Origin of the sequence: Streptomyces sp. HB132, assembly GCF_016909575.1 — a bacterium.
Classification (GTDB): domain Bacteria; phylum Actinomycetota; class Actinomycetes; order Streptomycetales; family Streptomycetaceae; genus Streptomyces.
On record NZ_JAFBGA010000006.1, the window covers coordinates 18,071 to 42,640 of the forward strand.

The 24,570-nt window shown below is 71.3% G+C and carries 16 protein-coding genes; 10 read left to right on the forward strand and 6 right to left on the reverse strand.

What is annotated here, in order from left to right:
* Positions 1-1,533, reverse strand: coding sequence for an aldehyde dehydrogenase family protein (locus tag JOC24_RS15555; RefSeq protein ID WP_205020886.1), 1,533 nt, complete (start codon positions 1,531-1,533; stop codon positions 1-3).
* 783 nt (positions 1,534-2,316) lie between these two features.
* Between JOC24_RS15555 and JOC24_RS15560 the strand changes: the two genes are divergently transcribed.
* A complete protein-coding gene (locus JOC24_RS15560; RefSeq protein WP_205020887.1) occupies positions 2,317-3,243 on the forward strand; it encodes a hypothetical protein in 927 nt (308 codons plus the stop codon).
* Between the two features lie 99 nt (positions 3,244-3,342).
* Here JOC24_RS15560 and yicI read toward each other — a convergent pair whose 3' ends face one another.
* The gene (yicI, locus tag JOC24_RS15565; RefSeq protein WP_205020888.1) at positions 3,343-5,610 is read right to left on the reverse strand and encodes an alpha-xylosidase; all 2,268 of its coding nucleotides are present in this window, start codon (positions 5,608-5,610) and stop codon (positions 3,343-3,345) included.
* Positions 5,607-8,543: a glycoside hydrolase family 3 C-terminal domain-containing protein gene (locus JOC24_RS15570; protein WP_205020889.1), complete on the reverse strand. Its 2,937-nt coding sequence runs from the start codon at positions 8,541-8,543 to the stop codon at positions 5,607-5,609. The genes yicI and JOC24_RS15570 overlap by 4 nt, the downstream gene beginning before the upstream one ends.
* 413 nt (positions 8,544-8,956) lie before the next feature.
* Between JOC24_RS15570 and JOC24_RS15575 the strand changes: the two genes are divergently transcribed.
* The 8 genes from JOC24_RS15575 to JOC24_RS15610 all read left to right on the forward strand — a co-directional run bounded on the left by JOC24_RS15575 (position 8,957) and on the right by JOC24_RS15610 (position 20,356).
* A complete protein-coding gene (locus JOC24_RS15575) occupies positions 8,957-10,630 on the forward strand; it encodes an extracellular solute-binding protein (protein WP_205020890.1) in 1,674 nt (557 codons plus the stop codon).
* A 1-nt stretch (position 10,631) separates the two neighbouring features.
* Positions 10,632-11,651 (forward strand): ABC transporter permease, encoded by a 1,020-nt coding sequence (locus JOC24_RS15580; RefSeq protein ID WP_205020891.1) that lies wholly within the window; start codon positions 10,632-10,634, stop codon positions 11,649-11,651.
* 5 nt (positions 11,652-11,656) lie between these two features.
* Positions 11,657-12,592, forward strand: a complete 936-nt coding sequence (locus tag JOC24_RS15585) for a carbohydrate ABC transporter permease (RefSeq protein WP_239580536.1) — start codon at positions 11,657-11,659, stop codon at positions 12,590-12,592.
* A gap of 53 nt (positions 12,593-12,645) precedes the next feature.
* The gene (locus JOC24_RS15590; RefSeq protein ID WP_205020892.1) at positions 12,646-14,883 is read left to right on the forward strand and encodes a sialidase family protein; all 2,238 of its coding nucleotides are present in this window, start codon (positions 12,646-12,648) and stop codon (positions 14,881-14,883) included.
* 15 nt (positions 14,884-14,898) lie between these two features.
* Positions 14,899-16,875 carry a beta-galactosidase gene (locus JOC24_RS15595; RefSeq protein ID WP_205020893.1) on the forward strand — a complete coding sequence of 659 codons (1,977 nt, stop codon included), beginning with the start codon at positions 14,899-14,901 and terminating at the stop codon, positions 16,873-16,875.
* Positions 16,872-19,091: a glycosyl hydrolase family 95 catalytic domain-containing protein gene (locus JOC24_RS15600; RefSeq protein WP_205020894.1), complete on the forward strand. Its 2,220-nt coding sequence runs from the start codon at positions 16,872-16,874 to the stop codon at positions 19,089-19,091. The genes JOC24_RS15595 and JOC24_RS15600 overlap by 4 nt, the downstream gene beginning before the upstream one ends.
* 33 nt (positions 19,092-19,124) lie before the next feature.
* Complete coding sequence (locus tag JOC24_RS15605; RefSeq protein WP_205020895.1) at positions 19,125-19,832, forward strand: GH12 family glycosyl hydrolase domain-containing protein; 708 nt, start codon at positions 19,125-19,127, stop codon at positions 19,830-19,832.
* Positions 19,833-19,924: 92 nt separating this feature from the next.
* Positions 19,925-20,356 carry a VOC family protein gene (locus JOC24_RS15610; protein WP_205020896.1) on the forward strand — a complete coding sequence of 144 codons (432 nt, stop codon included), beginning with the start codon at positions 19,925-19,927 and terminating at the stop codon, positions 20,354-20,356.
* Positions 20,357-20,476: 120 nt separating this feature from the next.
* Here the strand turns inward: JOC24_RS15610 and JOC24_RS15615 are convergent, their stop codons facing one another.
* Positions 20,477-21,682: an erythromycin esterase family protein gene (locus JOC24_RS15615; RefSeq protein ID WP_205020897.1), complete on the reverse strand. Its 1,206-nt coding sequence runs from the start codon at positions 21,680-21,682 to the stop codon at positions 20,477-20,479.
* 58 nt (positions 21,683-21,740) lie between these two features.
* Between JOC24_RS15615 and JOC24_RS15620 the strand changes: the two genes are divergently transcribed.
* Positions 21,741-22,490 (forward strand): TioE family transcriptional regulator, encoded by a 750-nt coding sequence (locus JOC24_RS15620; protein ID WP_205020898.1) that lies wholly within the window; start codon positions 21,741-21,743, stop codon positions 22,488-22,490.
* 46 nt (positions 22,491-22,536) lie between these two features.
* On the opposite strand, the gene JOC24_RS15625 is transcribed toward JOC24_RS15620, so the two are convergent.
* Positions 22,537-24,306 (reverse strand): HEXXH motif domain-containing protein, encoded by a 1,770-nt coding sequence (locus tag JOC24_RS15625; RefSeq protein WP_205020899.1) that lies wholly within the window; start codon positions 24,304-24,306, stop codon positions 22,537-22,539.
* A gap of 53 nt (positions 24,307-24,359) precedes the next feature.
* On the reverse strand, positions 24,360-24,548 hold the full coding sequence (locus JOC24_RS15630) for an aldo/keto reductase (protein ID WP_205020900.1): 189 nt from the start codon (positions 24,546-24,548) through the stop codon (positions 24,360-24,362).
* Between the last annotated feature and the right edge of the window lie 22 nt (positions 24,549-24,570).

The window sequence follows — 24,570 nt, forward strand, 5'->3', positions numbered from 1 at the left end:
TCAGCCGGCGAACCAGCGCTGGGGGCGCGGGTTGAGGTTCTGATAGATGTGCTTGGACTCGCGGTACTCGGCGAGACCGGTGGGGCCGAGCTCGCGGCCGGTGCCGGACTTGCCGAAGCCGCCCCACTCGGCCTGCGGGAGGTAGGGGTGGTAGTCGTTGATCCAGACGGTGCCGTGCCGCAGCCGGCCCGCGACGCGCCGGGCGCGGCCCGCGTCGGTGGTCCATACGGCGCCGGCGAGACCGTAGTCGGTGTCGTTGGCCAGGGTGACGGCCTCTTCCTCCGTGCGGAAGGTCTCGACGGTGAGGATCGGGCCGAAGGTCTCCTCGCGGACGACCTTCATCCCTCGGTGGCAGCCGTCCAGGACGGTCGGCCGGTAGAAGTAGCCGTCTGCCGGGCGGATGTCGGACGGCTCGGGGCGCGCTCCGCCGGAGCGGACGACCGCGCCCTCCTCGCGTGCGGATGCCACGTACGCCTCGACCTTGGCGAGCTGCTGGGCGGAGACGAGCGGGCCGCATTCGACCCCGTCGACGGTGCCCCGGCCGAGCCGGATCGCGTCGGCGCGACGGGCGAGTTCGGTGACGAACCGGTCGCGGACCGACTCCTCGATGATGAGACGGGCCCCGGCGGAACAGACCTGGCCGCTGTGGAAGAACGCGGCGTTCAGTGCCTGGTCGACGGTGGTGTCGAAGCCCTCGTCGGTGGCGCACGCGTCGGCGAACACGACGTTGGGGTTCTTGCCGCCGAGCTCCAGGGCGACCTTCTTGACCGTGGGCGCCGCGGCCCGGGCGACCTTCGTGCCACTGGCGAGGCCGCCGGTGAAGGACACGAGGTCGACGTCCGGGTGTTCGGAGAGCCGGGCGCCGACCGGGTCGCCCGCGCCGGTGACGAGGTTGGCGGCGCCGTCGGGCAGTCCGGCCTCGGCGAGCAGCCGGATCAGGTGGACGGTGGAGAGCGGGGTGACCTCGCTGGGCTTGAGCACGAAGGTGTTGCCCGCGGCGAGGGCGGGGGCGATCTTCCAGCTGGCCTGGAGCAGCGGGTAGTTCCACGGGGCGATCAGTGCGCAGACGCCGACCGGCTCGTGCACGACGACACTGTGCACGTCCGGGTCCCCCGCGTCGACGACCCGGCCGCCGCTCTCGTTCATGACGAGGTCGGCGAAGTAGCGGAAGGCATTGGTCACGTCGTCGACGTCGACGCGGCCCTCCTCCAGGGTCTTGCCGGTGTCGCGGCTCTCGGTGATCGCGATCTCCTCGCGGTCCCGCTGGAGGAGGCCGGCGACCCTGCGCAGCAGATCGGCGCGCTCGGCGACGGGCCGGTGGGGCCAGGGGCCGTCGTCGAAGGCGCGGCGGGCGGCGGCCACCGCCGCGTCGGTGTCCTCGGTGCCGCCCTCGGAGACGAGGGCCAGGACGGAGGCGTCGGCGGGGTCGAGGATCTCGCGGGTGGCGCCGGACACGGCAGCCTGCCAGGTACCGTCGATGTGGAGGGTTTCCAGGGTGGCCGGGGGGTGGGCCGACGAGCGGGGAGCCGACATGTGGTGATCTGCCTTCCGTGCCTGATTGCTCCGCACCGGTCCGGCCGAGCACATACGCGCCGGTGTACCGGGATTCGGCACCAGCAGTCTGGGACCCTTTCCGTTCCGGCGAGATGTATGCCGAGATATTCACTCTGGGTGATGTGACTCACTGGGACGCCCGGTCACACGCGGGAATGCGCCCCGAAGGCGGTCCGGCCAGGGATTCCCCTTGCTCCGGGCGGGCCGATGCGGTCGAGCGGACGGTTGCGGCGCCGCCGGGAGAGGCCTCGGATCCCGTGGGGGCACTCCGGGGCCACCGGCACCGAGGCCGCCGACAGCCGCGTCACGGAGGGTATTCACACCGTTCCGGTAGGTCCGCCCCGCCCGCTCCGGCCCGAGAGCCGTCGGTCGTCGGACGTACGCCCGGAGGGCCGGGACCACCACCGACGTGTTCTCCCGGCCCGTCTCCTCCAGATAGATCTCGAGCGTCCGGCCAGATCGTCGAGCGTGGCGGTCGTCATGCCCCACTCGTGCTCCCGGTCTCCGTCGCAACTCTGCGCGTACCGGTTCCGCAACCGGTCGAGGAGGGGAGTCGCGTCGCTCCTGCCGGCAGAGATCAGCAATCTTGAGGAGCACGACGGCGGAGTGCGACGCCCGCGACCGCTGCCGCTCCACGGCGGCGCCGACGGCCCTGCGCGTCGCCGCGGGGGCGTATCGGCCGGGCGATTGCGCGATGGTTTCGACCGGTCGACACTTGGACGTGAAGTTGCCCCGGAGGGTCAGCAAGGATGTGTACGCATCATGCCCAGCGCAGACGGCGCCGACCGCGAACGCCAGGACCTGGACGCTGACGGGAGCGCGCTCCCGCAGGACCACGGGTCGGGGGTGGGTCCCTCGGATGTCTTTCTGGATGTTCCCGCACTCCATGTGGACGAACTGGACCTGGAGGTCGAAGATCTCGAGGCCCACGTCTCCCTGCAGGCGGAGGTCCTGGACCTCCTCAAGCTGAACGTCGGGGCGGACGTGCGGCTCGGGCGGGTCAAGCTGGACATCGAGGGTGTGGATGTACAGGCACAGCTCAAGGTGCGGCTCCACCACATCGCCGCCATCGTCACCCGGCTGCTGGCCACGGTGGACCGCAATCCCCAGATCCTCGAGCAGCTGACGCGCGGCGCGGGTGCTGCCGTCGAGAACGTCGGGTCCGGCGCCGGAAGAGCCGTGGGACAACTGGGAGAGGGTGCCGGTGCGGCCGTGAGCGATGTCGGGCGAGCCGCGGGGGACGCGGTCGAGTCCGTCGGCGAGAGCACGGGTTCGGCGGTGCAGGGCGTGGGCGAGGGAGCGGGGGCCGCCGTCGCGGACGTGGGCCGCAGCGGTGCGGACGCGATCGAGGACGTCCGGGACGACGTCGGGGAGGAACTCGGCGACGAGGCGGAGGAACAAGGGCGTCCGCCCGCCCGCCGCCGGAGCAGAGCCCCCGAACACGGCTCCACGAAACGGAGCAGGACCGGTGACGCCCGGAAGAGTGCCCGGGGTGAGAGGTCGGCGGCCAGGGCCACCACCGCGTCGGACGGGCCTGCCGAGGGAACTTCGGGCAGGAAGGCCGCCGTCAAGAAGGCACCTTCGTCGAAACCCGCTGCGAGGAAGGCCGGCAGCGTGGCGAGGCGGTCGACCGGCGGGACGGCCAAGCGTGCGGCAGGCGAGGGCCACCGTCCCCGGCGGGGGACGTAGTCACGGGACGGGTACAGCGCCGAGCGGTCGAACCGCGTCACGGTGGCCCGGTGCGTTCGCACCGGGCCACCGTGACGTCCGACCGCCGTGGCCGGAGGATCAGCGGGCTGAGACCGTCCCCGTCCCCTCCCCCGCGGCCCCGGTCTCCTCGACGGTCACGCGGTAGGGCCGCTCCGTGCTCTCGGCCGTGACGCGCACACCGGCGCCGTCCCGTACGACGCGGAACACCGCCGCCGGGTCGCCGGCGAGGTCCGGGACGGTGACCGTGGTGCCACCCGTGCCGGAGCCGAAGACCCGCAGGGTGAGGCCGTCCAGCCAGTCCCCGTCGGGGCGCTGGTCGTCGGCGCCCCACGGAAGCACGGCGCCGTCCCTGACCAGCAGGGGCAGGCTGTCGAAGCCGTGCGTCTCGTGCCGCCAGGCGGGGCCGGTGACACGCTCGCCGGTGAGCAGCGAGGTCCAGGTGCCCTCGGGGACGTAGTACTCGACCTCGCCGTCCTCCGTGAAGACCGGGGCGACCAGCAGGTCCGGGCCGAGCATGTACTGCCGGTCCAGGGTGCGGGAGGCGGGGTCACCGGGGAACTCCGCGAGCATGGGCCGCATCATCGGGACGCCCGTACGGTGCGCCTCTGCGGCCACTCCGTAGAGGTAGGGCATGAGCCGGTGCTTGAGCAGGGTGAACTTCCGTGCCACGTCGACGGCTTCCTCGCCGAACTCCCACGGCACGCGGTAGGAGACGTTGCCGTGGAGCCGACTGTGCGAGGAGAGGAGGCCGAAGGCGAGCCAGCGCTTGAAGACCGCCGGGTCTGGGGTGCCCTCGAAGCCGCCGATGTCGTGGCTCCAGAAGCCGAAGCCGGACAGGCTCAGTGACAGCCCACCGCGCAGGGACTCGGCCATCGCCGTGAACGAGGCGAAGCAGTCACCGCCCCAGTGCACCGGGAACTGCTGGCCTCCCGCCGTCGCCGACCGGGCGAACAGCACCGCCTCCCCCGCGCCCCGCTCCCGCTCCAGCAGCTCGAAGACGGTGCGGTTGTAGATCTGCGCGTAGTAGTTGTGCATCCGCTCGGGGTCGGAGCCGTCGTGCCAGACGACGTCCGTCGGGACGCGCTCGCCGAAGTCCGTCTTGAAGCAGTCGACGCCCTGATCGAGCAGCGCCCGCAGCTTGTCGTTGTACCAGACCCTGGCTGCCGGGTTGGTGAAGTCGACCAGTGCCATGCCCGGCTGCCACAGGTCCCACTGCCAGATGTCGCCGTTGGCGCGGCGCACCAGGTAGCCGTGTTCGGCGCCCTCCGCGAACAGCGCGGACTTCTGGGCGATGTAAGGGTTGATCCACATGCTGATGCGCAGTCCGCGCTCCTTGAGGCGGGCCAGCATCCCCTCCGGGTCGGGAAAGACCTCGGGGTCCCAGAGGAAGTCCGACCACTGGTACTCGCGCATCCAGAAGCAGTCGAAGTGGAAGACGCTGAGCGGGATACCGCGCTCCGCCATGCCGTCGACGAACGAGGTGACGGTCTCCTCGTCGTAGGACGTGCAGAAGGAGGTGGTCAGCCAGAGGCCGAACGACCATGCCGGCGGCAGCGCGGGCCGCCCGGTCAGGGCCGTGTAGCGCGACAGCACGTCCTTCGGCGTCGGACCGGCGACGACGTAGTACTCGAGCGACTGGTCCTCGACGCTGAACTGCACCTGGCCGACGGACTCGGAGCCGACCTCGAAGGAGACCTTGCCGGGGTGGTTGACGAAGACGCCGTAGCCACGCGAGGACAGGTAGAACGGGATGTTCTTGTAGGCCAGCTCGCTGCTCGTACCGCCGTCGGCCTGCCAGATGTCGACGGTCTGGCCGTTCTTGACATAAGGGGTGAAGCGTTCACCGAGGCCGTAGATGTTCTCGCCGACGTCCAGGGCGAGTTGGGCGATCATGTGGTGGACGCCGTCGGGTGTGGTCGCGAACGACGTCCCCTTCGGGTCCACCCGGGTGAGGCGCTTCCCGTCGCCGTCGAGGAAGGTGATGCCCCAGGGCCCGTCACCGTCCATCCGCAACGTCAGTGGCCCGCTGGTGAGTTCGGTCGCCGCTCCGTCCCGGCGGGTGGTGCCCGAGGGGGCCGTGGCTTCGTCGGCCGACAGCGCGAAGTCGGGCCCGCGGTGGGCCTTCCCCGCATGGTGGGTGGTGCGGACGCCGATGACGCCTTCCGCCGGGGAGAAGCATTCGACCGTGATCAGGGGGGTGTTGAGCGTGTCCCCGCGTGCGGCGACACGCTTGACCGCGGCGTACGCGGTGAACCGGTGGTCCTCGACCCTCAGGTCACGGACCTCGGTGGCGTAGGAGGCCCGGACGCCCTCACGCATGAGCCAGAAGCCGTCGGTGAACCTCATGCGGACTCCTTACGGGGGATGACGTCGATGCGGGCGAGGCGCACGGAGCCCGAGAGGCTGATACCCAGCTCGAGGTGCACTCCACGGAGGTCGACCGCGGCCTCCACGGTGCGGTAGGTGTACGGGTCGCCGGTGTCCGGCAGCTGGAGGATGGACCCGGCCGCGCTCACGGCGATGGTCCCCTCTCCCGAGTACAGGAACGCCAGTCCGTCCACGCCCTCGCCGAAGTCACACGCCCGGTAGAAGAGATGGCCCTCCTCCCCCGCGGAGGCGGCGGCGACGACATCACCTTCGGTCTTCGTGCGGTCGAGGATCACCGTGCCCGTCTGCCGGTCGTAGTCGACGGCCTCCAGACCTCGTGCCACCACCGGCCTGGGGCCTTGCGCCTCGACGTCGACGACCTCCGTGGCGGTGAGCCGGACGTCCGCGCTGGAGGCGCCCGCGAGGATCTCGTACGCGCCCGGCTCGACGGTACACCGGCCGTGCGCCACGCTCCAGTGCCCCAGCTCCTCCCGGGACACGGTGAAGTCGAGGCGTTCATGCGCTCCGGGCGCGAGGTGCACCCGGCGGTGGGCGACCAGCTTGCGCAGCGGCAGGTCCATGGGATCGTCCAGGCTTCCCAGCAGGCGTCCCAGGCCCTTGGGGGACGGCCGGGCCGCACCCACGGGACCGGCACGGCGGACGTAGACCTGGGCCACCTCGTCGGCGGGGGTGGCCCCGTCGTTGGTGACGGTCAGCGACACCCGCAGCAGCTCGCCGTCCAGCTCCGTCCGCAGTTCGGAGTAGGTGAAGTCGGTGTATCCGAGACCGTGTCCGAACGGGAAGAGCGGGGTGCCGCGGAAATAGAGGTACGTCTGCCGGGAGCCGATGACGTCGTAGTCGAACAGGCCGGGCAGATCGTCGTCGCTCGCGTACCAGGTCTGCGGCAGGCGCCCGGCCGGGGACACGTCACCGGCGAGTACGCGTGCGAGAGCCGTACCCGCGGCCTGGCCGCCGTGCGCCGTCCAGAGCAGGGCGGGCAGCCCCTCCGCCGCGTCCGTCACCGCGTACGGGTAGGCCGCGGCCAGGACGAGGACGGTGCGCGGGTTGGCGGCGTGCGCGGCGCGCCACAGTCGGTCCTGCTGGGCGGGGAGGGCGAGTGTGGTGCGGTCCTCGGTCTCGCGGCCGTTGATGTGGGGGTCGTTGCCCGCGACGACGATCACGGTGTCGGCGGCCGCGGCGACCCGGGCCACGGCGTCCGCGCCGTGCTCGACGGTGTCGAACTCGAAGACCGTGGCGTCGTCCTGGGAAATCTTCTCGCCGGACACGGCAACCTTCGCACCGTCGGCGGCGACAGAGACGTACCCACCGGTCCCGATGTGCAGAAGGCGGTGCCCTCCGTCGTGCCCCTCGACCGCTTCCATGCGGAACGTCTCCTGGACGACCCAGCCGCCCGGCTCGTCCGCGGAGGCCCTGACGTATCCGTCGTCGGCGACGGAGAGGTACAGCCCTGCGTCCGTGCGCAGGGTGAGAACACCGTCTCCCCAGTCGACGAGGGCGAGTTCGGTGGCCTCGTCGCCGCAGGTCAGCGGGGGCAGGTCGGTACGGCCGGCGAGGAGCGCGGGGTCGAGGGCGCCTTCCGCGCCTCGTGCCTCCCCGTCCGTCGCCCCGTCGCCCGCGGGCACCCGGAGCCAGCCGCCGGAGGTCTTCAACCGCACCCGGTCCACGCCCTCGGCGTGGAGGACGTTCTCGGCGCCGTAACGCTCGCGGATCCCGTCGAGCGGCGTCGAGCGGTGCATGAGCGTGCCGCTGTACCAGTCGAGCTTGCAGGCGTCCGCCAGGAGTCCGACGACCGCCACGGTGCGGCCCTTCTCCGGCACGAGGGGCAGCAGTCCCTCGTTCTTGAGCAGGACCACGGCCTGCTCGGCGGCCTCCAGCGCCAGCGCGCGGTGCTCTTCGGTGTCCAGGTCGTCCACCTGGGCGTACGGGTCGAGTTCCGGGTCGAACTCGCCGAGCGCGAAGCGCATGGCGAGCAGCCGGCGGACCGCCGTGTCGATGTCGCTCTCGTCGAGGAGCCCCTTGGCCAGTGCGTCACGGATGCGTCCGGTCATGACCGTGGAGTCCGTGCCGTGGTCGGTGAAGCTGTCGACGCCCGCCTTCAGGGCGGCCGCGGTGGCCTCCTCGTGGGTGTCGAAGTAGTGCTCGGAGTCGACCAGGTTGGAGGGCGCTCCGGCGTCCGAGCACACGACGAGCGGCTGGTCGGTCCAACTCCTCAGATGCTGTTCCAGGAGGGGCGAGACGTGGTTGGGACGCCCGTTGACGAGGTTGTAGGCGGGCATGACACCGGCCACGGCCCCGGCCCGCACCGCGTCGCGGAAGGCCCGCAGGTCGTACTCGTGCAGGACGCGCGGGCGGACCGAGGAGGAGGCGGTGTCCCGGTCGGTCTCGTTGTTGTGCGCGAGCCAGTGTTTGAGCACGGGTGCGGTGCGCCAGTAGTGCGGGTCGTCCCCGCGCAGTCCCCGGGTGTAGGCGACGGCGATGGCGGAGGTGAGTGCCGGGTCCTCGGAGTACCCCTCCTCGCCTCGGCCCCACAGCGGATGGCGCAGCAGATTCACCGTCGGCGCCCAGACGTTGAGCCCGACACGGTCGTCCTGGGCGCGCTTGGCCCGCACCTCGTTGCCGACGGCCTCGCCGACGCGGCGGACCAGGTCGTCGTTCCAGGTGGCGCCGAGGCCGACGGCCTGCGGGAAGACGGTGGCGGGGCCCATCCAGGCGACCCCGTGCAGGGCCTCCTGTCCGGTACGGAACGGACCCAGCCCGAGCCGCTCCACCGCGGGGGCGAACTGGTGCAGCATCGCGATCCGCTCGTCGAGCGTGAGCCGTCCGAGCAGGTCGTCGGTGCGCCGGGAGAAGGACAGCTGCGGGTCGCGGAAGGGAAGCGGATGGTCCGTCACGTGCGGGGCCCCTTGGAGAGGTGGGAGGTTTTCCGGTCTGTCGGCTCCGAAAGACCGTTCGACGCTCGGGGAAAGATCTTTCGAAGCGCTTCGATGCTCTGCGCCCCACCCCGCAGGTGTCAAGGGTGCTACCGCCGCAAAGAGGTTCATGTGGACGTATCGAAGTCGCGTCGCCCCGGGAAACGGTTCGGAAACAGGTCGGAGGAATCTCGAAACGAACTCTTGTGCGGCCGAGACCCTTCACTTAATGTCGCTGCAACATCGAAGCGCTTCGACGAGGCAGCCCGTTGACCGCTTCAGCTCAGCCGGTGCAGTTCCACCGGCTCGGCCGGTAACGCCCCCTACCTCAGACACAGGGCCGAGCGGCAGTCGCCGCCGCGGGCCGTCCTGTTGCACCACGAAGGGTTGACGCAATGACGCCGAACTCCCCCTCTGCTCCCAGCCGGAGACGATTCCTCGCCTCTTCCGTGGTCGTCGCGGCAGCCGTGGGCGGGGGGATGCCGCTCCTCGCCGCCTGCGGCGGCGGTTCCGGCGGTGCGAAGAACGAGGGCACGACCACGGGCAAGAAGCTGAAGGACATCCTTCCGTCCTACGTGCCCTCCGAGGCGGTCACCCCGGACATCCCGAGCAAGAACGGTTCCGCGGCCGGCTTCACCACCGCGCTCCCGGCCGACAAGCTCGCAGTGTCCGTGCCGAAGAAGCTGGGCCAGGGCAGCGAGCTGCGGGTCATGGCACCGCTGTGGGGCACGTCGCCGGGTCAGGGGAACCCGTACTGGAAGGCGATGGACGAGGCAGCCGGTGTCACGGTCAAGTGGCAGAACCAGGACGGCAACGTCTACGGCCAGAAGCTCGGCGCGGTGCTCGCCTCCAGCGACATCCCCGACGCGGTCGTCGTCCCCGGCTGGGAACTGGGCGGCAAGATACCGAGCGCCATCGCCAACAAGTTCGCCGACCTCGGCCCCTACCTGTCGGGTGACAAGGTCAAGGACTACCCGAACCTGGCGGCCATTCCGACCGGCGCCTGGCAGCGTGCGGTATTCGCCGGCAAGCTGCGCGGTCTCCCCATGCCCGCCGAGGCGACCCCGAACATCACGCCCTTCTACCGTGCGGACATCTTCGAGGAGAAGGGGTACGAGGTCCCGACCACCACGCAGGAGTTCTACGACCTCTGCAAGGAGATCAACGCCCCGAAGAGCAAGGTGTGGGCGTGCAGCGACATGACGTGGTCGGCGTTCGTCTTCTTCGGGGTGCTGCCGGAGAAGCCGTACTACTGGAAGCTCGTCGACGGCAAGCTGGTCAACCGCTACGAGACCGACGAGTACCTGGAGGCGCTGGAGTGGTCGCGCTCGCTGTACTCGGCGGGCTTCGTGCACCCGGATGCCAAGGCCGAGACGGGTGACATGCGGACCACGTTCTCCTCGGGGAACGTCCTCATGTACAACGCGGACATCTCCGACTGGTACGCCGCGACCGCCGTCCAGCGCCTCGACAAGCCGGAGTTCCGGATGGGGGCGATGGACTTCTTCGCCGCCGCCGGCGGTGACCCGGTCATCTACGAGGCGTCGCCCTCCAACATCTGGTGCTTCGTCAACAAGAACGCCGACAAGAAGACCGTCCAGGACGTCCTCGCCCTCGCGAACTACACGGCCGCTCCGTACGGGACCAAGGAGCAGCGCCTGAAGGCCTACGGCCTGGAGGGCACGCACCACACCCTCAAGGACGGCGTCCTCGTCAAGACGGAGCAGGGAAACAACCAGGTCTTCGCCACCTACGAGTACGTGGCCTCCCCGGCTCCCTTCCGCGCCTACCCGGACTTCCCGGACGTCGCCAAGGGTGTCATCGAGTGGCAGCAGCGTCAGGGCGCGCACCTCAAGAAGCCCCTGTTCCACGGCATGCAGATCCAGGAGCCGACCCGCTTCACCGAGCTCAACGCACAGTTCGAGGACATCGAGAAGGACATCGTGCGCGGCCGCAAGAAGGTCGGCGACATGCAGCAGGCCGTCTCCGACTGGAAGACCAAGGGCGGGGACAAGCTTCGCGACTGGTACAAGAAGCTGCTCGACGAGACCGGTGAGTCGGCCTCCTGACATGTCACTGAGCACAGACGACCGGCGCGCGCAGGATTCACGGACGCCGCCGGTCAAGACGAGGGCGGCGGCCGGTGACCGGCCCGTCACCAAGGAAATGCCGCTGCGTCACCGGCTGCGCCGGGACCGCACGCTGATCCTGATGACGCTGCCGGCGATGATCCTGCTGCTGGTCTTCGCGTACGTCCCCCTGGCGGGGAACGTCGTGGCGTTCCAGGACTACGACCCGTACATCGCCGACAACGCGTTCCAGGCGATCGCGCAGAGCCCGTGGGTCGGGTTCGAGTGGTTCCAGCAGATGGTGAACGACCGGCTGTTCTGGTCGGCGCTGCGGAACACGCTGGCGATCTTCCTCCTGCAGCTGACGCTGTTCTTCCCGGTGCCGATCCTGCTCGCGCTGTTCATCAACAGCTTCGTGCGGCCCCGGGTCCGGGCGGTGGCGCAGGCGATCCTCTACCTGCCGCACTTCTTCTCCTGGGTCCTGGTCGTCACCGTGTTCCAGCAGATGTTCGGAGGCGCCGGGCTCATCGCGCAGACGCTGCGGGAGAACGGTCACGAGGGCTTCGACCTGATGACCGACCCCGGGCTGTTCAAGTTCCTGATCACCTTCGAGATGATCTGGAAGGACGCCGGCTGGGGCGTCATCGTCTTCCTCGCCGCCCTCGCGGCGGTGAGTCCCGACCTCTACGAGGCGAGCGCCATGGACGGCGCGAACCGGTGGCGCCGGATGTGGCACATCACCCTGCCCGCCCTGCGTCCCGTCGTCGCCCTGCTGCTCGTGCTCCAGGTGGGCAACGCGCTGACCGTCGGCTTCGAGCAGATCCTGCTCCAGCGCACGGCGGTCGGCCCGGGGGCGTCGGAGGTGCTGGACACCTACGTCTGGAACGTCGGCATCACCAACGGCGGGTTCAGCTACGCGGCGGCCGTCGGGATCATCAAGGGAATCTTCGGTCTGCTGCTGGTCCTCGGGGCCAACAAGGTCGCCCATCTCATGGGTGAGCAGGGGGTGTACAAGAAGTGAGCAGCCTGCTCTCCGGCCTGACCGGCTTGGGCGGTGTGAAGCCGGGAACCCGTGGCCGCCTGCGTCCCGTGTGGGAGGAGGAGCCGTCGAAGGCCGGCCTCGCCTCCAAGGGTGTGGTGATGGTCCTGATCTGCCTGGCCGTCCTCTTCCCGCTCTGGGTCGTGATCGTCACCAGTCTGTCGTCGGTGAAGACCATCACCGAGGCCGGCGGTCTGGTGGTGATCCCGCGCGGTGTCACCTTCGTCGCCTACCAGGAGCTGCTGGGCGGCGGCCAGGTCACCCGCGCGGCTCTCATCAGCATCTGCGTGACCGTGGTCGGGACCCTGTTCAGCATGACCGTCTCGGTCCTGTGCGCCTACGGACTCTCGCGTACCGGTTCCGTGCTGCACCGCCCGCTGCTGATCTTCATGCTGGCCACGATGTTCTTCGGCGCGGGACTGATCCCGACCTATCTGGTGGTGCAGGGCCTCGGTCTCACGGACTCCTATCTGGCGCTGATCCTCCCGAGCGCGCTGAACGTCTTCAACATCCTGGTCCTTCGGGCGTTCTTCATGAGCACGGCGCAGGAGCTCATCGAGAGCGCGCGTATCGACGGCGCGGGCGACTTCCGCATCCTGTGGCAGATCGTCATGCCGCTGTCCCGCGCGGTGATCGCCGTGATCACGCTGTTCTACGCGGTGGGCTACTGGAGCGCCTGGTTCAACGCGTCCATCTACATCAGCGACCCGGACATGCTGCCGCTGCAGAACGTGATGAACCAGCTGGTCCTGAAGCAGGAGCGGCCCACCGGCCTGACGCAGGTCATCAACACCGGCCACCTGTCGCTGCTCGCCGTCCAGATGGCGGTCATGGTGCTGGCGCTCATCCCGGTCGCGTTCCTGTCGCCTTTCGTCCAGAAGCACTTCAAGGAAGGCATGCTCACCGGCGCCGTCAAGGGCTGAACCGCCCCACCCGTCCCGCACGTCCCGCACTCCCCCACCGGAGGGTCCCCGTCATGCGCGCTTCGTCCGTCCCCCAGCCGGAACCCGCCTCGCGCCCCCGGCGCCGGACCGTACTGGCCGGTGCGGCGGTGGTCGCGGCCTCGGCGTCCGTGCTTCCGGCGGCGGGGGCCGCCGCGGCCGCCCGGCGGCCGGCGAAGTCCGAGCCGTACCGCTGGCGCACCGCGGCCATCGGCGGGACGGGCTTCGTGACGGGCCTCCTGTTCCATCCGGCCGTGCGCGGTCTCGTCTACGCCCGCACGGACATCGGGGGCGCCTACCGGTGGGACGACCGACGGTCCCGGTGGACCGCCCTCACCGACCACATCGGCTGGGACGACTGGAATCTGCTGGGCGTCGAGGCGATGGCGGTCGACCCCGCGCACCCGGACCGGCTGTACCTGGCACTCGGCACCTACGCGCAGGAGTGGGCGTCCCCGGGAGCGGTCCTGCGGTCCGACGACCGCGGGGCGACCTGGGCGCGTACGGATCTGACCGTGCGGCTCGGGGCCAACGAGGACGGCCGGGGCTGCGGCGAACGGCTCCTGGTCGATCCCCGCGACAGCGAGACCCTCTGGCTCGGCACACGCCACGACGGGCTGCTTCGCTCCGAGGACCGGGGGGCCACCTGGGCCGCCGACACCGCCTTTCCCGCCACGGCGTCGGCGGGCGGCCAGGGCGTCACCCTGCTGGTGGCGGCCGGACGGACGGTGTACGCGGGCTGGGGAGACGGCACCACCGCTCTCTACCGTACGAACGCCACCGGCGGCTGGGAGGCCGTCCCCGGGCAGCCTGCGGCAGGAGCATCGACGAGGGTTCCCGTCCGCGCGGCGTACGACGCGGGCAGCCGTGCGCTGTACGTGAGTTACGCGGACGGGCCGGGCCCGAACAATCAGACCGACGGCTCGGTGCACCGCCTCGACACGGTGACCGGAACCTGGACCGACGTCACTCCGGTCGCTCCGGGCGACGGTGACACGTTCGGGTACGGCGGGGTGGCCGTCGACGCGGCACGCCCGGGCACGGTCGTGGTGTCCACGAACAACCGTTGGGGGCCGGTGGACACCCTGTTCCGGTCCACGGACGGCGGGACGAGCTGGACCTCGCTCAAGGACACGGCTGTGCTGGACGTGTCGGAGACCCCGTATCTCAAGTGGGGCGGGGAGGCCAAGTTCGGCTGGTGGATACAGGCCGTCGCGCTGGACCCGTACGACTCGCGGCACATCCTGTACGGCACCGGCGCGACCGTCTTCGGGACGCGTGACCTGGTGCACTGGGCCCCGGAGATCCGAGGTCTGGAGGAGTCGGCGGTCCGCCAGCTGATCGCGCCCCCTTCGGGCGCCCGGCTGCTCAGCGGGCTCGGGGACATCGGGGTCATGCGCCACGACTCCCTGAGCGCGTCCCCGTCGCGCGGCATGGCGTCGGACCCCGTGTTCGGCACGGCGACCGGACTCGCCCTGGCCACCCTGAAGCCGTCGTACGTCGTGCGGACGGGCTGGCCGTCGGGCTCCGACTCGGCCGGTGCGTACTCCCGTGACGGCGGGGTGAGTTGGCAGCCCTTCGCCTCCCAGCCCGCGATCGCCCCCTCGGCTCCCGGCCCGGTGGCGGTCTCCGCCGACGGGGCGACGCTGCTGTGGTCGTTCGTCCACTGGGACGGCACGAAGTACGCGGCACACCGTTCCACGGACGGCGGCGCCTCATGGGCCGAGGTCGCGTCGTTCCCGAAGGGCGGCACACCGGTCGCCGACCCGCTCGATCCGAAACGCTTCTACGTGTACGACACCGACGCGGGCTCGGTCCTCCTCTCCACGGACGGGGGCCGGACCTTCACCGTGGGAGCCACCGGACTTCCCTCCGGCGACGTGCAGTTCCGCATCGCCGCGGCTCCGGGGCGCTCCGGTGACCTGTGGCTCTCCGCCAAGGACGACGGGCTGCTCCGGTCGACGGACGGCGGCCGCACGTTCACGCCGTTGTCGGGCTGCCACGCCTCGCACGCCCTCGGCTTCGGGAAGTCCGCCCCGTCGAAGGGGCGGGCCGGCTACCCGGCGGTCTTCCAGACCGGGCGGGTCCCCGCGACGTACGACGGCGTGGCCGTGCTCCGTTCGGACGACGCGGGCGCGACCTGGGTCCGCATCAACGACGACGCCCACCGGTGGGGGTGGACCGGCGAGGTCATCACCGGCGACCCCCGCGTCCACGGCCGTGTCTACCTGGGCACCAACGGCCGCGGCATCCAGTACGCAGATCCCCAGTAGAGGAACGAGAAGTCCATGCCGTCCCTGCACGACGCCACCCGTGGCCGGATCCTCTTCGGAGGCGACTACAACCCCGAGCAGTGGCCCGAGGAGGTGTGGGCCGATGACGTCCGGCTGATGAAGGAGGCCGGGGTCAACTCCGTCACCGTCGGGGTGTTCTCCTGGGCGGCGATCGAACCACGCCCTGGCGCGAGGGAGTTCGGCTGGATGGACCGGCTGCTGGACCTCATGGCGGACAACGCGATCGGGGTCGTCCTCGCCACACCGACATCGTCACCGCCCCCGTGGATGGGCGCCCTGCACCCGGAGACGCTGCCGCGCACCGAGGACGGAGCGCTCGTCAACTACGGTTCCCGGCAGCACTTCTGCCCGAGCTCCCCGGTCTACCGGCGCTACGCCGCGGCCCTCACCGAGGACCTCGCCGCGCGGTACGCGGACCATCCGGCGCTCACCGTGTGGCACATCAACAACGAGTACTGCACGCACTGCTGGTGCGACGAGACCGCCGCCCACTTCCGCCGCTGGCTGACCTCGCGGTACACCACCCTGGACGCGCTCAACGACGCCTGGGGTACGGCGTTCTGGAGTCAGCGCTATGACGGCTGGGCGGAGATCCTGCCGCCGCGCCGGGCGCAGTACATGCGCAATCCCGCGCAGGAGCTGGACTTCAAGCGCTTCACCTCCGACGCCCTGATGGAGTGTTACGTCGCCGAGCGGGACATCGTCGCCCGGCACACCCCGCACATCCCGGTGACGACCAACTTCATGCCGCTGTGGTCGGGGCAGGACGCCTGGGCCTGGGCGGAGCAGGAGGACATCGTCTCCGTCGACGTCTACCCGGATCCGGCGGACCCTCGGGGCGGCCAGTACAACGCGATGCTCGCCGACATGACCCGTTCGCAGGCGCGCGGGCCGTGGATGGTGATGGAGCAGGCCGCCGGTACGGTCAACTGGCGCGGCGTCAACCACCCCAAGCCGGAGGGCCTCAACCGGCTCTGGTCGCTTCAGGCGGTGGCCAGAGGCGCGGACGCCCTCTGCTACTTCCAGTGGCGGCAGTCCCGGCAGGGGGCGGAGAAGTTCCACTCCGGGATGCTGGGCCACGCCGGTGAGCACGGCCGCACCTTCCGCGAGGTCAAGCGCATCGGCGCCGAGCTCGCCCTGATCGCAGCCGAGGTGAGCGGGACCGAGGTACCGGTCGAGGTCGCCGTGCTGCACGACTGGGACGCGTGGTGGTCGAGCACGCAGGCCGGCCGGCCGTCCTCCCTCGTCTCGTACACCGAGCTGGTCCAGGCCTGGCACCGAGGGCTGTGGGAGAGCGGGATCGGCACCGAGTTCGCCCGTCCCGAGGCCGACCTGAGCGCCTACCGCATGGTCCTCGTGCCCCAGCTCCAGCTCCTCGCCGACGCCGCGGTCGACAATCTCGTCGCGTACGTACGGGGCGGCGGGACGCTCGTGTGCGGGTTCTTCACCGGTGTCGCGGACGTGGACGACCGGATCAGGCCGGGCGGCATGGACGACCGGCTGCGTGAGATGTTCGGCATCCGCACGGTGCACGAGTGGTGGCCCCTGGACGCGGAGGCGACCGTGGAGTGCGACGGTTTCCGCGGCACCCTGTGGTCGGAGGAGCTGGAACCGGACGGCAGCGCGGAGACGGTCGCCGCGTATCGGGGCGGCGAGCTGGACGGGCTTCCGGCGGTGCTCCGCAAGGGCACCGCGTGGTACGTCTCGACGCTGCCGGAGCCCGAGGCGCTGCGAGGCGTGCTGGGCCGGGTGGCGGCCGGGGCGGGCGTGCGCCCCGTTCTGGAGGGGCTGCCCGCCGGGGTCGAGGCGGTGCGGCGGGGCGGGCTGCTCTTCCTGCTGAACCACGGCCGTTCACCGGCCCTGGTGAAGCTGCCGGGCCGGTACACCGACCTGCTCACGGGCGCCGGGGCCGACGGCGACGTGGAGCTGGACCGCTACGGCGTGGCCGTGCTCAGGGACGCCTCCGCATGATCGACGGCACGTGGGAGCCCTGCCCCGCCACCCGCTGGGAGGATGCCTTCCTCAGCGGCAACGGCCGTCACGGGGCGATGGTGTACGGCGATCCGGCGGACGACCGGGTGATCGTCAACCACCACACCCTGGTCCGGCCGAACGGCAGCGAGGACCTTCGGCCGCCGGAGCTCGCCGACGGGCTGGGCCGCCTCCAGGACGCTCTCCTGGCCGGCGACACGAAGGCGGCCGAGGGCTTCGGCGCGGGGCGTCCGCTGGTGTGGGTCCAGCCCTTCCACCCGGCGTTCCGCTCGCGCGTGCGCCGCACCCGGGGGCTGCACGACGCGGTCGCCGGATACAGGCGCCAGGTCGACTTCACGACGGGTGAGGTGAGCGCGTCGTACGAGGCGTGGAGCAGCGCTGTCTTCGTGTCGCGGGCCGACGACGTGATCGTGCAGCACGTCACCGACCCCGGTCTGACCGCCGACGTCGTCCTGGACCACACCCTGCCCGGAGCGCCCGCGCACCTGGCGGTCGGCCGCTCCACCGTCCTGACCCCGGGGGGCGCGCGCCTGGCCCTGCGGGTGGGCTATCCGGACAGCGCACTCGGGTACACGGGGATCACCGCGGTGCGGGTCGACGGCGGCACGGTCTCGGTGGCCGGGGAGGGCGTCCGGGTCGAGGGGGCACGGAGCCTCACCCTGACGACCCGGGTCGTCAGGGCGGCCGGCCGGCCGGACCTCGGGGACCTGTGGGCGGCTCTACCGGACGAGGACTACGCCACGCTGCTGGACCGCCACCGGCCGCTGCACCGGGCGGCGTACACGCGCACCTCCTTCACGCTGCGCAACGCCGCACCGGAGCGCGAACTGTCCGGTAGCGAGCTGCTGCGCGCGCCGGGGTCACCCGCGCTCCTGGAGCGGCTCTTCGCGGCGGGCCGCTACCACCTGCTCTCCTCCTCCGGGCTGCTGCCGCCCCGGCTGACCGGCCTGTGGACCGGCGACTGGGACACGGCGTGGTCCGGAGCCTTCACCACGAACGCCAACCTCAACCTCCAGGTCGCCTCCGCCGCGGCGGCCGCCCTCCCCGAGGTCACCGAGGCGCACGCGGCGCTGGTCCACGGGCAGTTGGCCGACTGGCGTGACAACGCCCGCGCGCTCTTCGGAACCCGGGGCATCGTCGCGCCGTCCCACACGGACGGCACGTCGGGCCACACCCGGCACTTCCAGCGCGCCTATCCGCTGCATCTGTGGACGGCCGGGGCCGACTGGCTTCTGCAGCCGCTCCTGGAGCACGCGGAGGTCACGACGGGCACCCCGGGCGCCGCCCTGACCGGCGCTCTCGTCGAAGCGGCGCTGTTCTACGAGGACTTCCTGACGCACGAGGACCCGGACGGAAACCTGGCGGTCGTCCCCTCGTACTCCCCCGAGAACCGGCCGGCCAACGCGAGCTGGGGCACGGTGAACGCCACGATGGACATCGCCGCGGCCCGCCATGCCCTGACGACGGCCGCCGCGCACGCCCCCGGGCACCCGTCGGCCGGCCGCTGGCGTTCGCTCGCGGACCGGCTCCCGGACTACCTGGTGAACGAGGAGGGGGCCCTCGCCGAGTGGGCGTGGCCGGGGCTGCGGGAGACGTACGACCACCGCCACCTGAGCCACCTCTACCCGGTGTGGCCGCTGGACGCGATCAATCCGTACGACACCCCGGAGCTGGCCTCGGCGGCGCACCGCGCCCTCGAACTGCGCGGCTCGGAGAACGACTCCGCCCACGGTCATCTGCACCAGGCCCTGATCGCCGCCCGGCTGCGGGACCCGTCCCGGGTGTCGGCGGCGCTGGGCGCGGTGCTGGGCGGCGACTTCTTCCACGACTCGCTGATGAGCGCGCACTATCCGTCCCGGGACGTCTACAACGCGGACGCCGCCCACGCCCTGCCGGCTGCCGTGATCGAGTCGCTCGTCCAGTCGACGCCCGGCCGCCTGGTTCTGCTGCCCGCCGTTCCCGCGGCGTATCCGGCCGGTGAACTCCGAGGCGTACGCACCCGGTTCGGCGCGCACCTGGACCTGCGGTGGTCGGCGGACGGTGCCACCGCCGTGCTGCGTCCCACCCGCGATGCCTGCGTCGACCTGCGTACGGGCGAGGGGCTCACCCTCACCGAGACCTCCGCCGGACACCACCCGGCTCCGCTGGAGCTGACGGCCGGCGTGGACCGCGTCCTCACCCTGGGGCCGCGGTAGCACTCCTCCATCCCCACATGGAAGGAACACCCCATGGCACGATCCACCCTGACCCGGCTGCTGCTGGCCCCCACGGCAGCCGTGGCCGCGCTGATCGGCTTCGCGACGGCTCCCGCCCACGCCGCGATCTGGACCTCGTCCGAGCAGTGGGGCAACTACACCACGTCCGACAACTACATCCTCTACAACAACATCTGGGGCTCCGGAGCGGGCACCCAGTCCATCTGGGCCAACTCGTCGGGCAACTGGGGCGTGACGGCGAACCACCCGAACACCGGCGGCATCAAGTCGTACCCGAACGCCAAGAAGATCGTCAACAAGCCGCTCTCGTCGCTCTCGTCGCTGACCAGCGGCTACAACGTGACGGTTCCGTCGTCCGGCGCGTACAACACGTCGTACGACATCTGGGACACGGACTACGACTACGAGGTGATGCTCTGGGTGAACCACAACGGTGCCGTCGGCCCCCTCGGCACCTCCCAGGGGCGTGTCACCCTCGGCGAGCACACCTGGGACGTCTACAAGGGCAGTAACGGCGCCAACGAGGTCTTCTCGTTCCTGCGGACCTCGGACTCGTCCTCCGGCACCGTGAACATCCTGCCGATCCTGAAGTGGATCAAGGACACCAAGGGCTGGTGGGGCGACGAGACCATCGGTGACGTCCAGTTCGGCTACGAGATCACGTCGTCGTCGGGCGGACTGAACTTCACGACCAACGGGTTCAACGTCTCGTCGAACTGATCCGGCCGGCCCGTCCGGGCCGGAGGCGGTCGGGGCCATCAGCGCGTACGTGAGGATGGCCCCGGCATCGGACCCGCCTCTACGATGGCTCGATGTCCACGATCAAGCAGGTCCAGATCACCTTCGACTGCGCCGAACCCGAGCGCGTCGCCCGCTTCTGGTGCGACGTGCTGGGATACGTCGTACCGCCGCCGCCGAAGGGGTTTGCCACGTGGGACGATTTCGATCGCACGCTGTCGCCCGACCATCAGGGGTCGGCGGCCTGCGTCGACCCGTCAGGTGTGGGACCGCGCTTGTTCTTCCAGCGTGTTCCGGAAGGCAAGGTCGTCAAGAACCGGCTGCATCTCGACGTGCGGGTCGGCACCGGGCTCGTCGGTGAGGAGCGCCTCGCCGCACTCGAGGCCGAGTGCACCCGACTGGTCGCGCTCGGCGCGGTACGTGTGCGACTGATGCGTGCCGACGGCGACTACGAGTCGTGCCTGGTGATGCAGGACGTCGAGGGCAACGAGTTCTGTCTCGACTGAGTGTGCGGCCGGTGGCGGCGCAGGCGCGTCTCCACCACGGCCGCGCGGACGGTGCGTCCGGAACCCTGACCGGTGCCGGGGGACCCACCGGTACCGGTCCGGGTGATCGAGCCTCCGGTGTCACAGGTGCCGCGCGACGTCCTTGACGAATACGAGGCCGTCGCCGGCCGCGAGGTGCGCCGGGTCGAGGGGGGCGTAGCCGAACCAGGGGGACACGCGGCGCTCGGGCAGCGTCTCCCCGAGGGCGGCGGCCAGCCGCGGGGCGTCGATGACGCAGCGGTCCTCCGGGAGCGCGTAGAGGAGCCCTTCGAGGGTGTCCGGCGCCGGCGCGTCCACTCCCTGGTGCCTGATCGTGCCGAGGGCCGTGGCCACGAAGGCGTACTCGTGGCCGAGCCGGGCGCTCACCAGCGCACCGGCGCACCACCACTCCAGCGGCATGCCGCCCATACGCATCGTGCTCTTCTCCCGCTGGAGGTGGGAGTTGTGCGCGTGGACGAGTGCCGGGCCCCGCGCGGCGACGGCGAGGAGGTTGTCAGCCATCATCTGGTCCCGCGCCGTGACCAGCCGGTTCAGGCGGGCCGGTGAGGTGTCGGCCATCCAGTGGTGGTAGCGCAGCAGACCGGTAGCGGTGCGCCCGTACAGGCCCGCCAGGTACAGGTCGTCCCGGGAGGTCGCCGTGACCAGGTGCGGCGTCTGTGCGTCGAGCAGTGCCACCAGGTCGTCGGCGAGCAGCCGCAGCCGGCCTGCCTCGGCGGACCGGCCCACGGAACGGGCCGGGTCCCTCATCGCGGCCGGGTCGGTCCACCGGTCGTCGGTGCCGAGCAGGCGGTCGAGCGTTTCCCCGGTGCACGGAAGCAGGTCCGCGTCCACGTGGCCCGCGAGGTACGCGTGGAGTGCGGTGAGGGCCTGCCGGGGGCTCGCCGCGCCGGTGATCTCCAGCGGGCCGTCGAAACCGGCGAACCGGAGCCGCTCGGACGCGGGCCGGCCGTCGTTGTGGGCGCGCATCCAGCGCACGAGTTCGCGGTTGGCGGCGGAGGCGCCCCAGCCGTGGCTGATCCCGTGCTCCATGACCTCGTCGAGAGTGCCCGTGCCCCGGGTGACGTAGTCGTCCACCACCCTGCCCGTCATGCAGTCGCTCTCGATCGCGATCGTCCGGTAGCCCTCCTCCTCGACGAGCTGCCGGAAGAGCTCGTTGCGCAGGTCGAGCAGGGTCTCCTCGCCGTGGGTGGGCTCGCCCAGAGCGAGCAGCCGGGGCCGGGCCGGGAGGAGCCTCAGGATGGAGGCAGCCTCGACGGCGTGGGTGATGTCCTTGATGTCGGTAGCCATGCCTTCGACCGTATCGTTGAACCCTCGGTTGAGACTTTTCCGCGATATCGTCGATTCCATGGGGCCAAACCTTCAAAGTGGCGAGCGGCTGCGGCCGGTTGATCTGGCGCGCGGGCAAGGTCTGTCCACGCAGGCGGTCAGGAACTACGAGGAGGCCGGCATCCTTCCGGCCGCCGGTCGCACACCTCACGGCTACCGCACCTACACCCCGCTGCACGCGGGGGCCCTGGGCGCGTTCCTCGCCCTGGTACCCGGCCACGGCCACCGGACGGCGACGTCGATCATGCGGGCCGTGAACCGGGGCGCGGCCGAGGAGGCGTTCCGCCTGATCGACGAGAGCCACTCCCAACTCCTCGACGACCGGCGTACCCTCCAGGCCGTCGAGAGCGCCCTCCGCGACCTGGAACCCGGTGCGGCGCCCAGGCCCGGTGCGGCGTCCGGGCAGGCCTCGGCGTCCGGGCCGGGCAGCATGTTCATCGGGCCGCTGGCACGGCAGCTCGGGATCCGGCCCGCGACGCTGCGCAAATGGGAGCAGGCCGGGCTGGTCCGCCCGCGCCGCGACCCGCAGACCGGGTACCGCGTCTACGACGGGCCCGACGTGACGGACGCCCGGCTGGCCCACCAGCTCAGGCGGGGCGGCTACCCGCTGGAGCAGATCGCCCCGCTGATCGACCACGTGCGGTCGGCAGGCGGGCTGGAGCCGCTGGAGGCCGCGCTGCGGGACTGGAACGGCCGGCTGTCCGCCCGCGGGCGGGCGATGCTGGCCGGGGCCGCGGAGCTTGAGGCGTACCTCCGCGCACGCGGATGAGACCCGGCCCCCCTCCCCGTGCCGGCGTGAGTCCCCGTACCGGGTGTCAGCGCGAGACCGGGCCACCGGCCAGCCAGCGGGCGGTCCGCGTCCAGCGGTCCGGCGGGGACTCCCCCAGCAGTACCGCGAACCGCTCGGGCCGGGCGAGCAGCCGGCGGTCGGGCGGATACCGGGCCGTGTGCGCCAACAGCCACCCGGCCAGCGCGTGCGGGTCCGACGGACCGGTGCCGCTCAGCTGTTCGGTGTACGCCGCGTGTGCCGCATCCGTGTCCCCTGCCACCAGCAGTTCGTCGGCGGTCGCAGACCTGTCCGCCTCGAACCCCCTCAGCTGATAGAGGCGGGCGCGGTCGTCCTGCCAGTACCCGCGTCCGGTGCCCGGCGCGACCAGCGGTCCACCGCCGGGTACGGGGGCGGCACCGTGGCGCAGCGCCTCGACGAGGCCGGCCGTGTCGTCCTCGGCACACCGCAGGTTGCGCAGCCGCCACTCCACCCGGTGACTGACCGCCGCCGCCCGTGCCCTGGCCACGGTGGCGGGCTCCAGGGGCTCTCTCAGCCAGCCGTCGACGGTCCCGGACAGGCGGGTGACGAGCCGCAGGCCGGGCGCGGTGAGCCGCGCGTGGGTCGCCAGGGTGCGCAGCACCATCCGGGTCTGGAGCCGGCGCATCGCGAAGAGGAACGCCGCCCGTCCGTCCGGGTCTGCGCCGGTGTCCCTGATCCGCTCCCGCCAGAATCCGGTGACACCGACGAAGGCGTACGCGCCGTGGAGGAGGCCGGGCAGGTGCCGGGGATCGGCGCGCCAGGGCGCGTAGTGCCGCTCGGACCGGTCGTCCTCGAGGAGGGGGAACAGGTGGAGCAGCGCCCCGAGTTTGCTGTGCTGGAACTCGTGGACGAGGGTCTCCGCGAGGGCGAGTCCGTCCCCGGGGCGGGCGATCACCATGGAGGCGAAGGCGTCACCGGTGGAGGCACTGAGCCCCTCGGCGGGCACCGGGAGAACCGCGTCGCCGTTCCTGGCCTGCCAGGGCACGATGCGGCTGATCTCCTCGGGCCGCAGCCCGCCGGGGCCGCTGCCGCCCCGTTGCAGAATCGCCACGGCGTCCCGGAACAGTTGCTGCCAGGCCCGCAGTTCCTCGGGCGGGAGACGTCCAGGGGCTATCGGTTCGTCCAGGTCACGGTAGGGGTCGAGGTCGTCGAGCTGGACGGCGCGCGTCCCCGGGCCGGTGTCCAGCCGGTGCACCGGTAGCCAGTGCGCCGATTCCGGCTCGCTGAGCGGGGCGACGACGATGTCCGGCCCGCGCTCCGCGCGGACGGTGAGGGTTCCGCCGGACACCGACACCCGCACCGTACGGAATGCGCCGTCGTCGGGGCCTGGCAGCCGGACCATGCCGAGTGCGGGCAGGCCGACCGCCGCGTCCTTGGCGGGCAGGAGGAGTTCGGCGTCCGTCCCGGCGTGGACGGCCGCCGCCGCGGCGACGGCGGCGATCTGTCCGGCGTCCGCCCACAGCGGCGGCCCGGACGCCGTTCCGTGCAGCCGTCGGAGCATGTGCGCGAGCCAGCTGCCGACCTGAGGGGTCAGCAGCAGTGCGTCGACCGCCTCGGGAGCCCGGGTGGCGGCGGCCTGCAGGACAGGCCAGATCACCCGGGACTCGAGGGCCCCCAGAACGCTCGGGTCCGCGTCGAAGAAATCGAGGAGTTCGCGGAGCAGGAGGAGACGACGCGTACGTTCGCCCCGGACCAGGAACGCCACGGCTTCGGGAGAGCCACCGCCCGCGGCGATCTCGTCGAACAGCGGGCCGGGCATACGGATCGGCTCGTACACATCGCTCCCTGTCGTGGACGGGTTTCGTCGCGGCGGCCCCGTTGCGCCCCCGCCTACTCGGCCCGGCCCGGTTCACCGCCGCCCATCGCGTTGGTGCGCGCGCGGCGGAGTTCGGCAAGGAGCCGTGCTGCCCCGTCCGGAGCGGTCAGGTGCCTCACATCGGCGACGCCCACGGAGGCCAGGTCCATGAGGTCGGATTCGAGGTGGTCGGATGTGCCGTCGGCGGGCACCGGCTGGTACAAGGCGCGCTCCCCCTTCGCGTGC

What these genes read in the sequence shown, in the direction of transcription:
- JOC24_RS15600 (WP_205020894.1), top strand. Translation starts at nt 16,872, where the DNA reads ATGATCGACGGCACGTGGGAGCCCTGCCCCGCCACCCGCTGGGAGGAT.
- JOC24_RS15560 (WP_205020887.1), top strand. Translation starts at nt 2,317, where the DNA reads ATGCCCAGCGCAGACGGCGCCGACCGCGAACGCCAGGACCTGGACGCT.
- JOC24_RS15590 (WP_205020892.1), top strand. Translation starts at nt 12,646, where the DNA reads ATGCGCGCTTCGTCCGTCCCCCAGCCGGAACCCGCCTCGCGCCCCCGG.
- JOC24_RS15575 (WP_205020890.1), top strand. Translation starts at nt 8,957, where the DNA reads ATGACGCCGAACTCCCCCTCTGCTCCCAGCCGGAGACGATTCCTCGCC.
- JOC24_RS15615 (WP_205020897.1), bottom strand. Translation starts at nt 21,682, where the DNA reads ATGGCTACCGACATCAAGGACATCACCCACGCCGTCGAGGCTGCCTCC.
- JOC24_RS15605 (WP_205020895.1), top strand. Translation starts at nt 19,125, where the DNA reads ATGGCACGATCCACCCTGACCCGGCTGCTGCTGGCCCCCACGGCAGCC.
- JOC24_RS15610 (WP_205020896.1), top strand. Translation starts at nt 19,925, where the DNA reads ATGTCCACGATCAAGCAGGTCCAGATCACCTTCGACTGCGCCGAACCC.
- JOC24_RS15595 (WP_205020893.1), top strand. Translation starts at nt 14,899, where the DNA reads ATGCCGTCCCTGCACGACGCCACCCGTGGCCGGATCCTCTTCGGAGGC.
- JOC24_RS15580 (WP_205020891.1), top strand. Translation starts at nt 10,632, where the DNA reads ATGTCACTGAGCACAGACGACCGGCGCGCGCAGGATTCACGGACGCCG.
- JOC24_RS15620 (WP_205020898.1), top strand. Translation starts at nt 21,741, where the DNA reads ATGGGGCCAAACCTTCAAAGTGGCGAGCGGCTGCGGCCGGTTGATCTG.
- yicI (WP_205020888.1), bottom strand. Translation starts at nt 5,610, where the DNA reads ATGAGGTTCACCGACGGCTTCTGGCTCATGCGTGAGGGCGTCCGGGCC.
- JOC24_RS15555 (WP_205020886.1), bottom strand. Translation starts at nt 1,533, where the DNA reads ATGTCGGCTCCCCGCTCGTCGGCCCACCCCCCGGCCACCCTGGAAACC.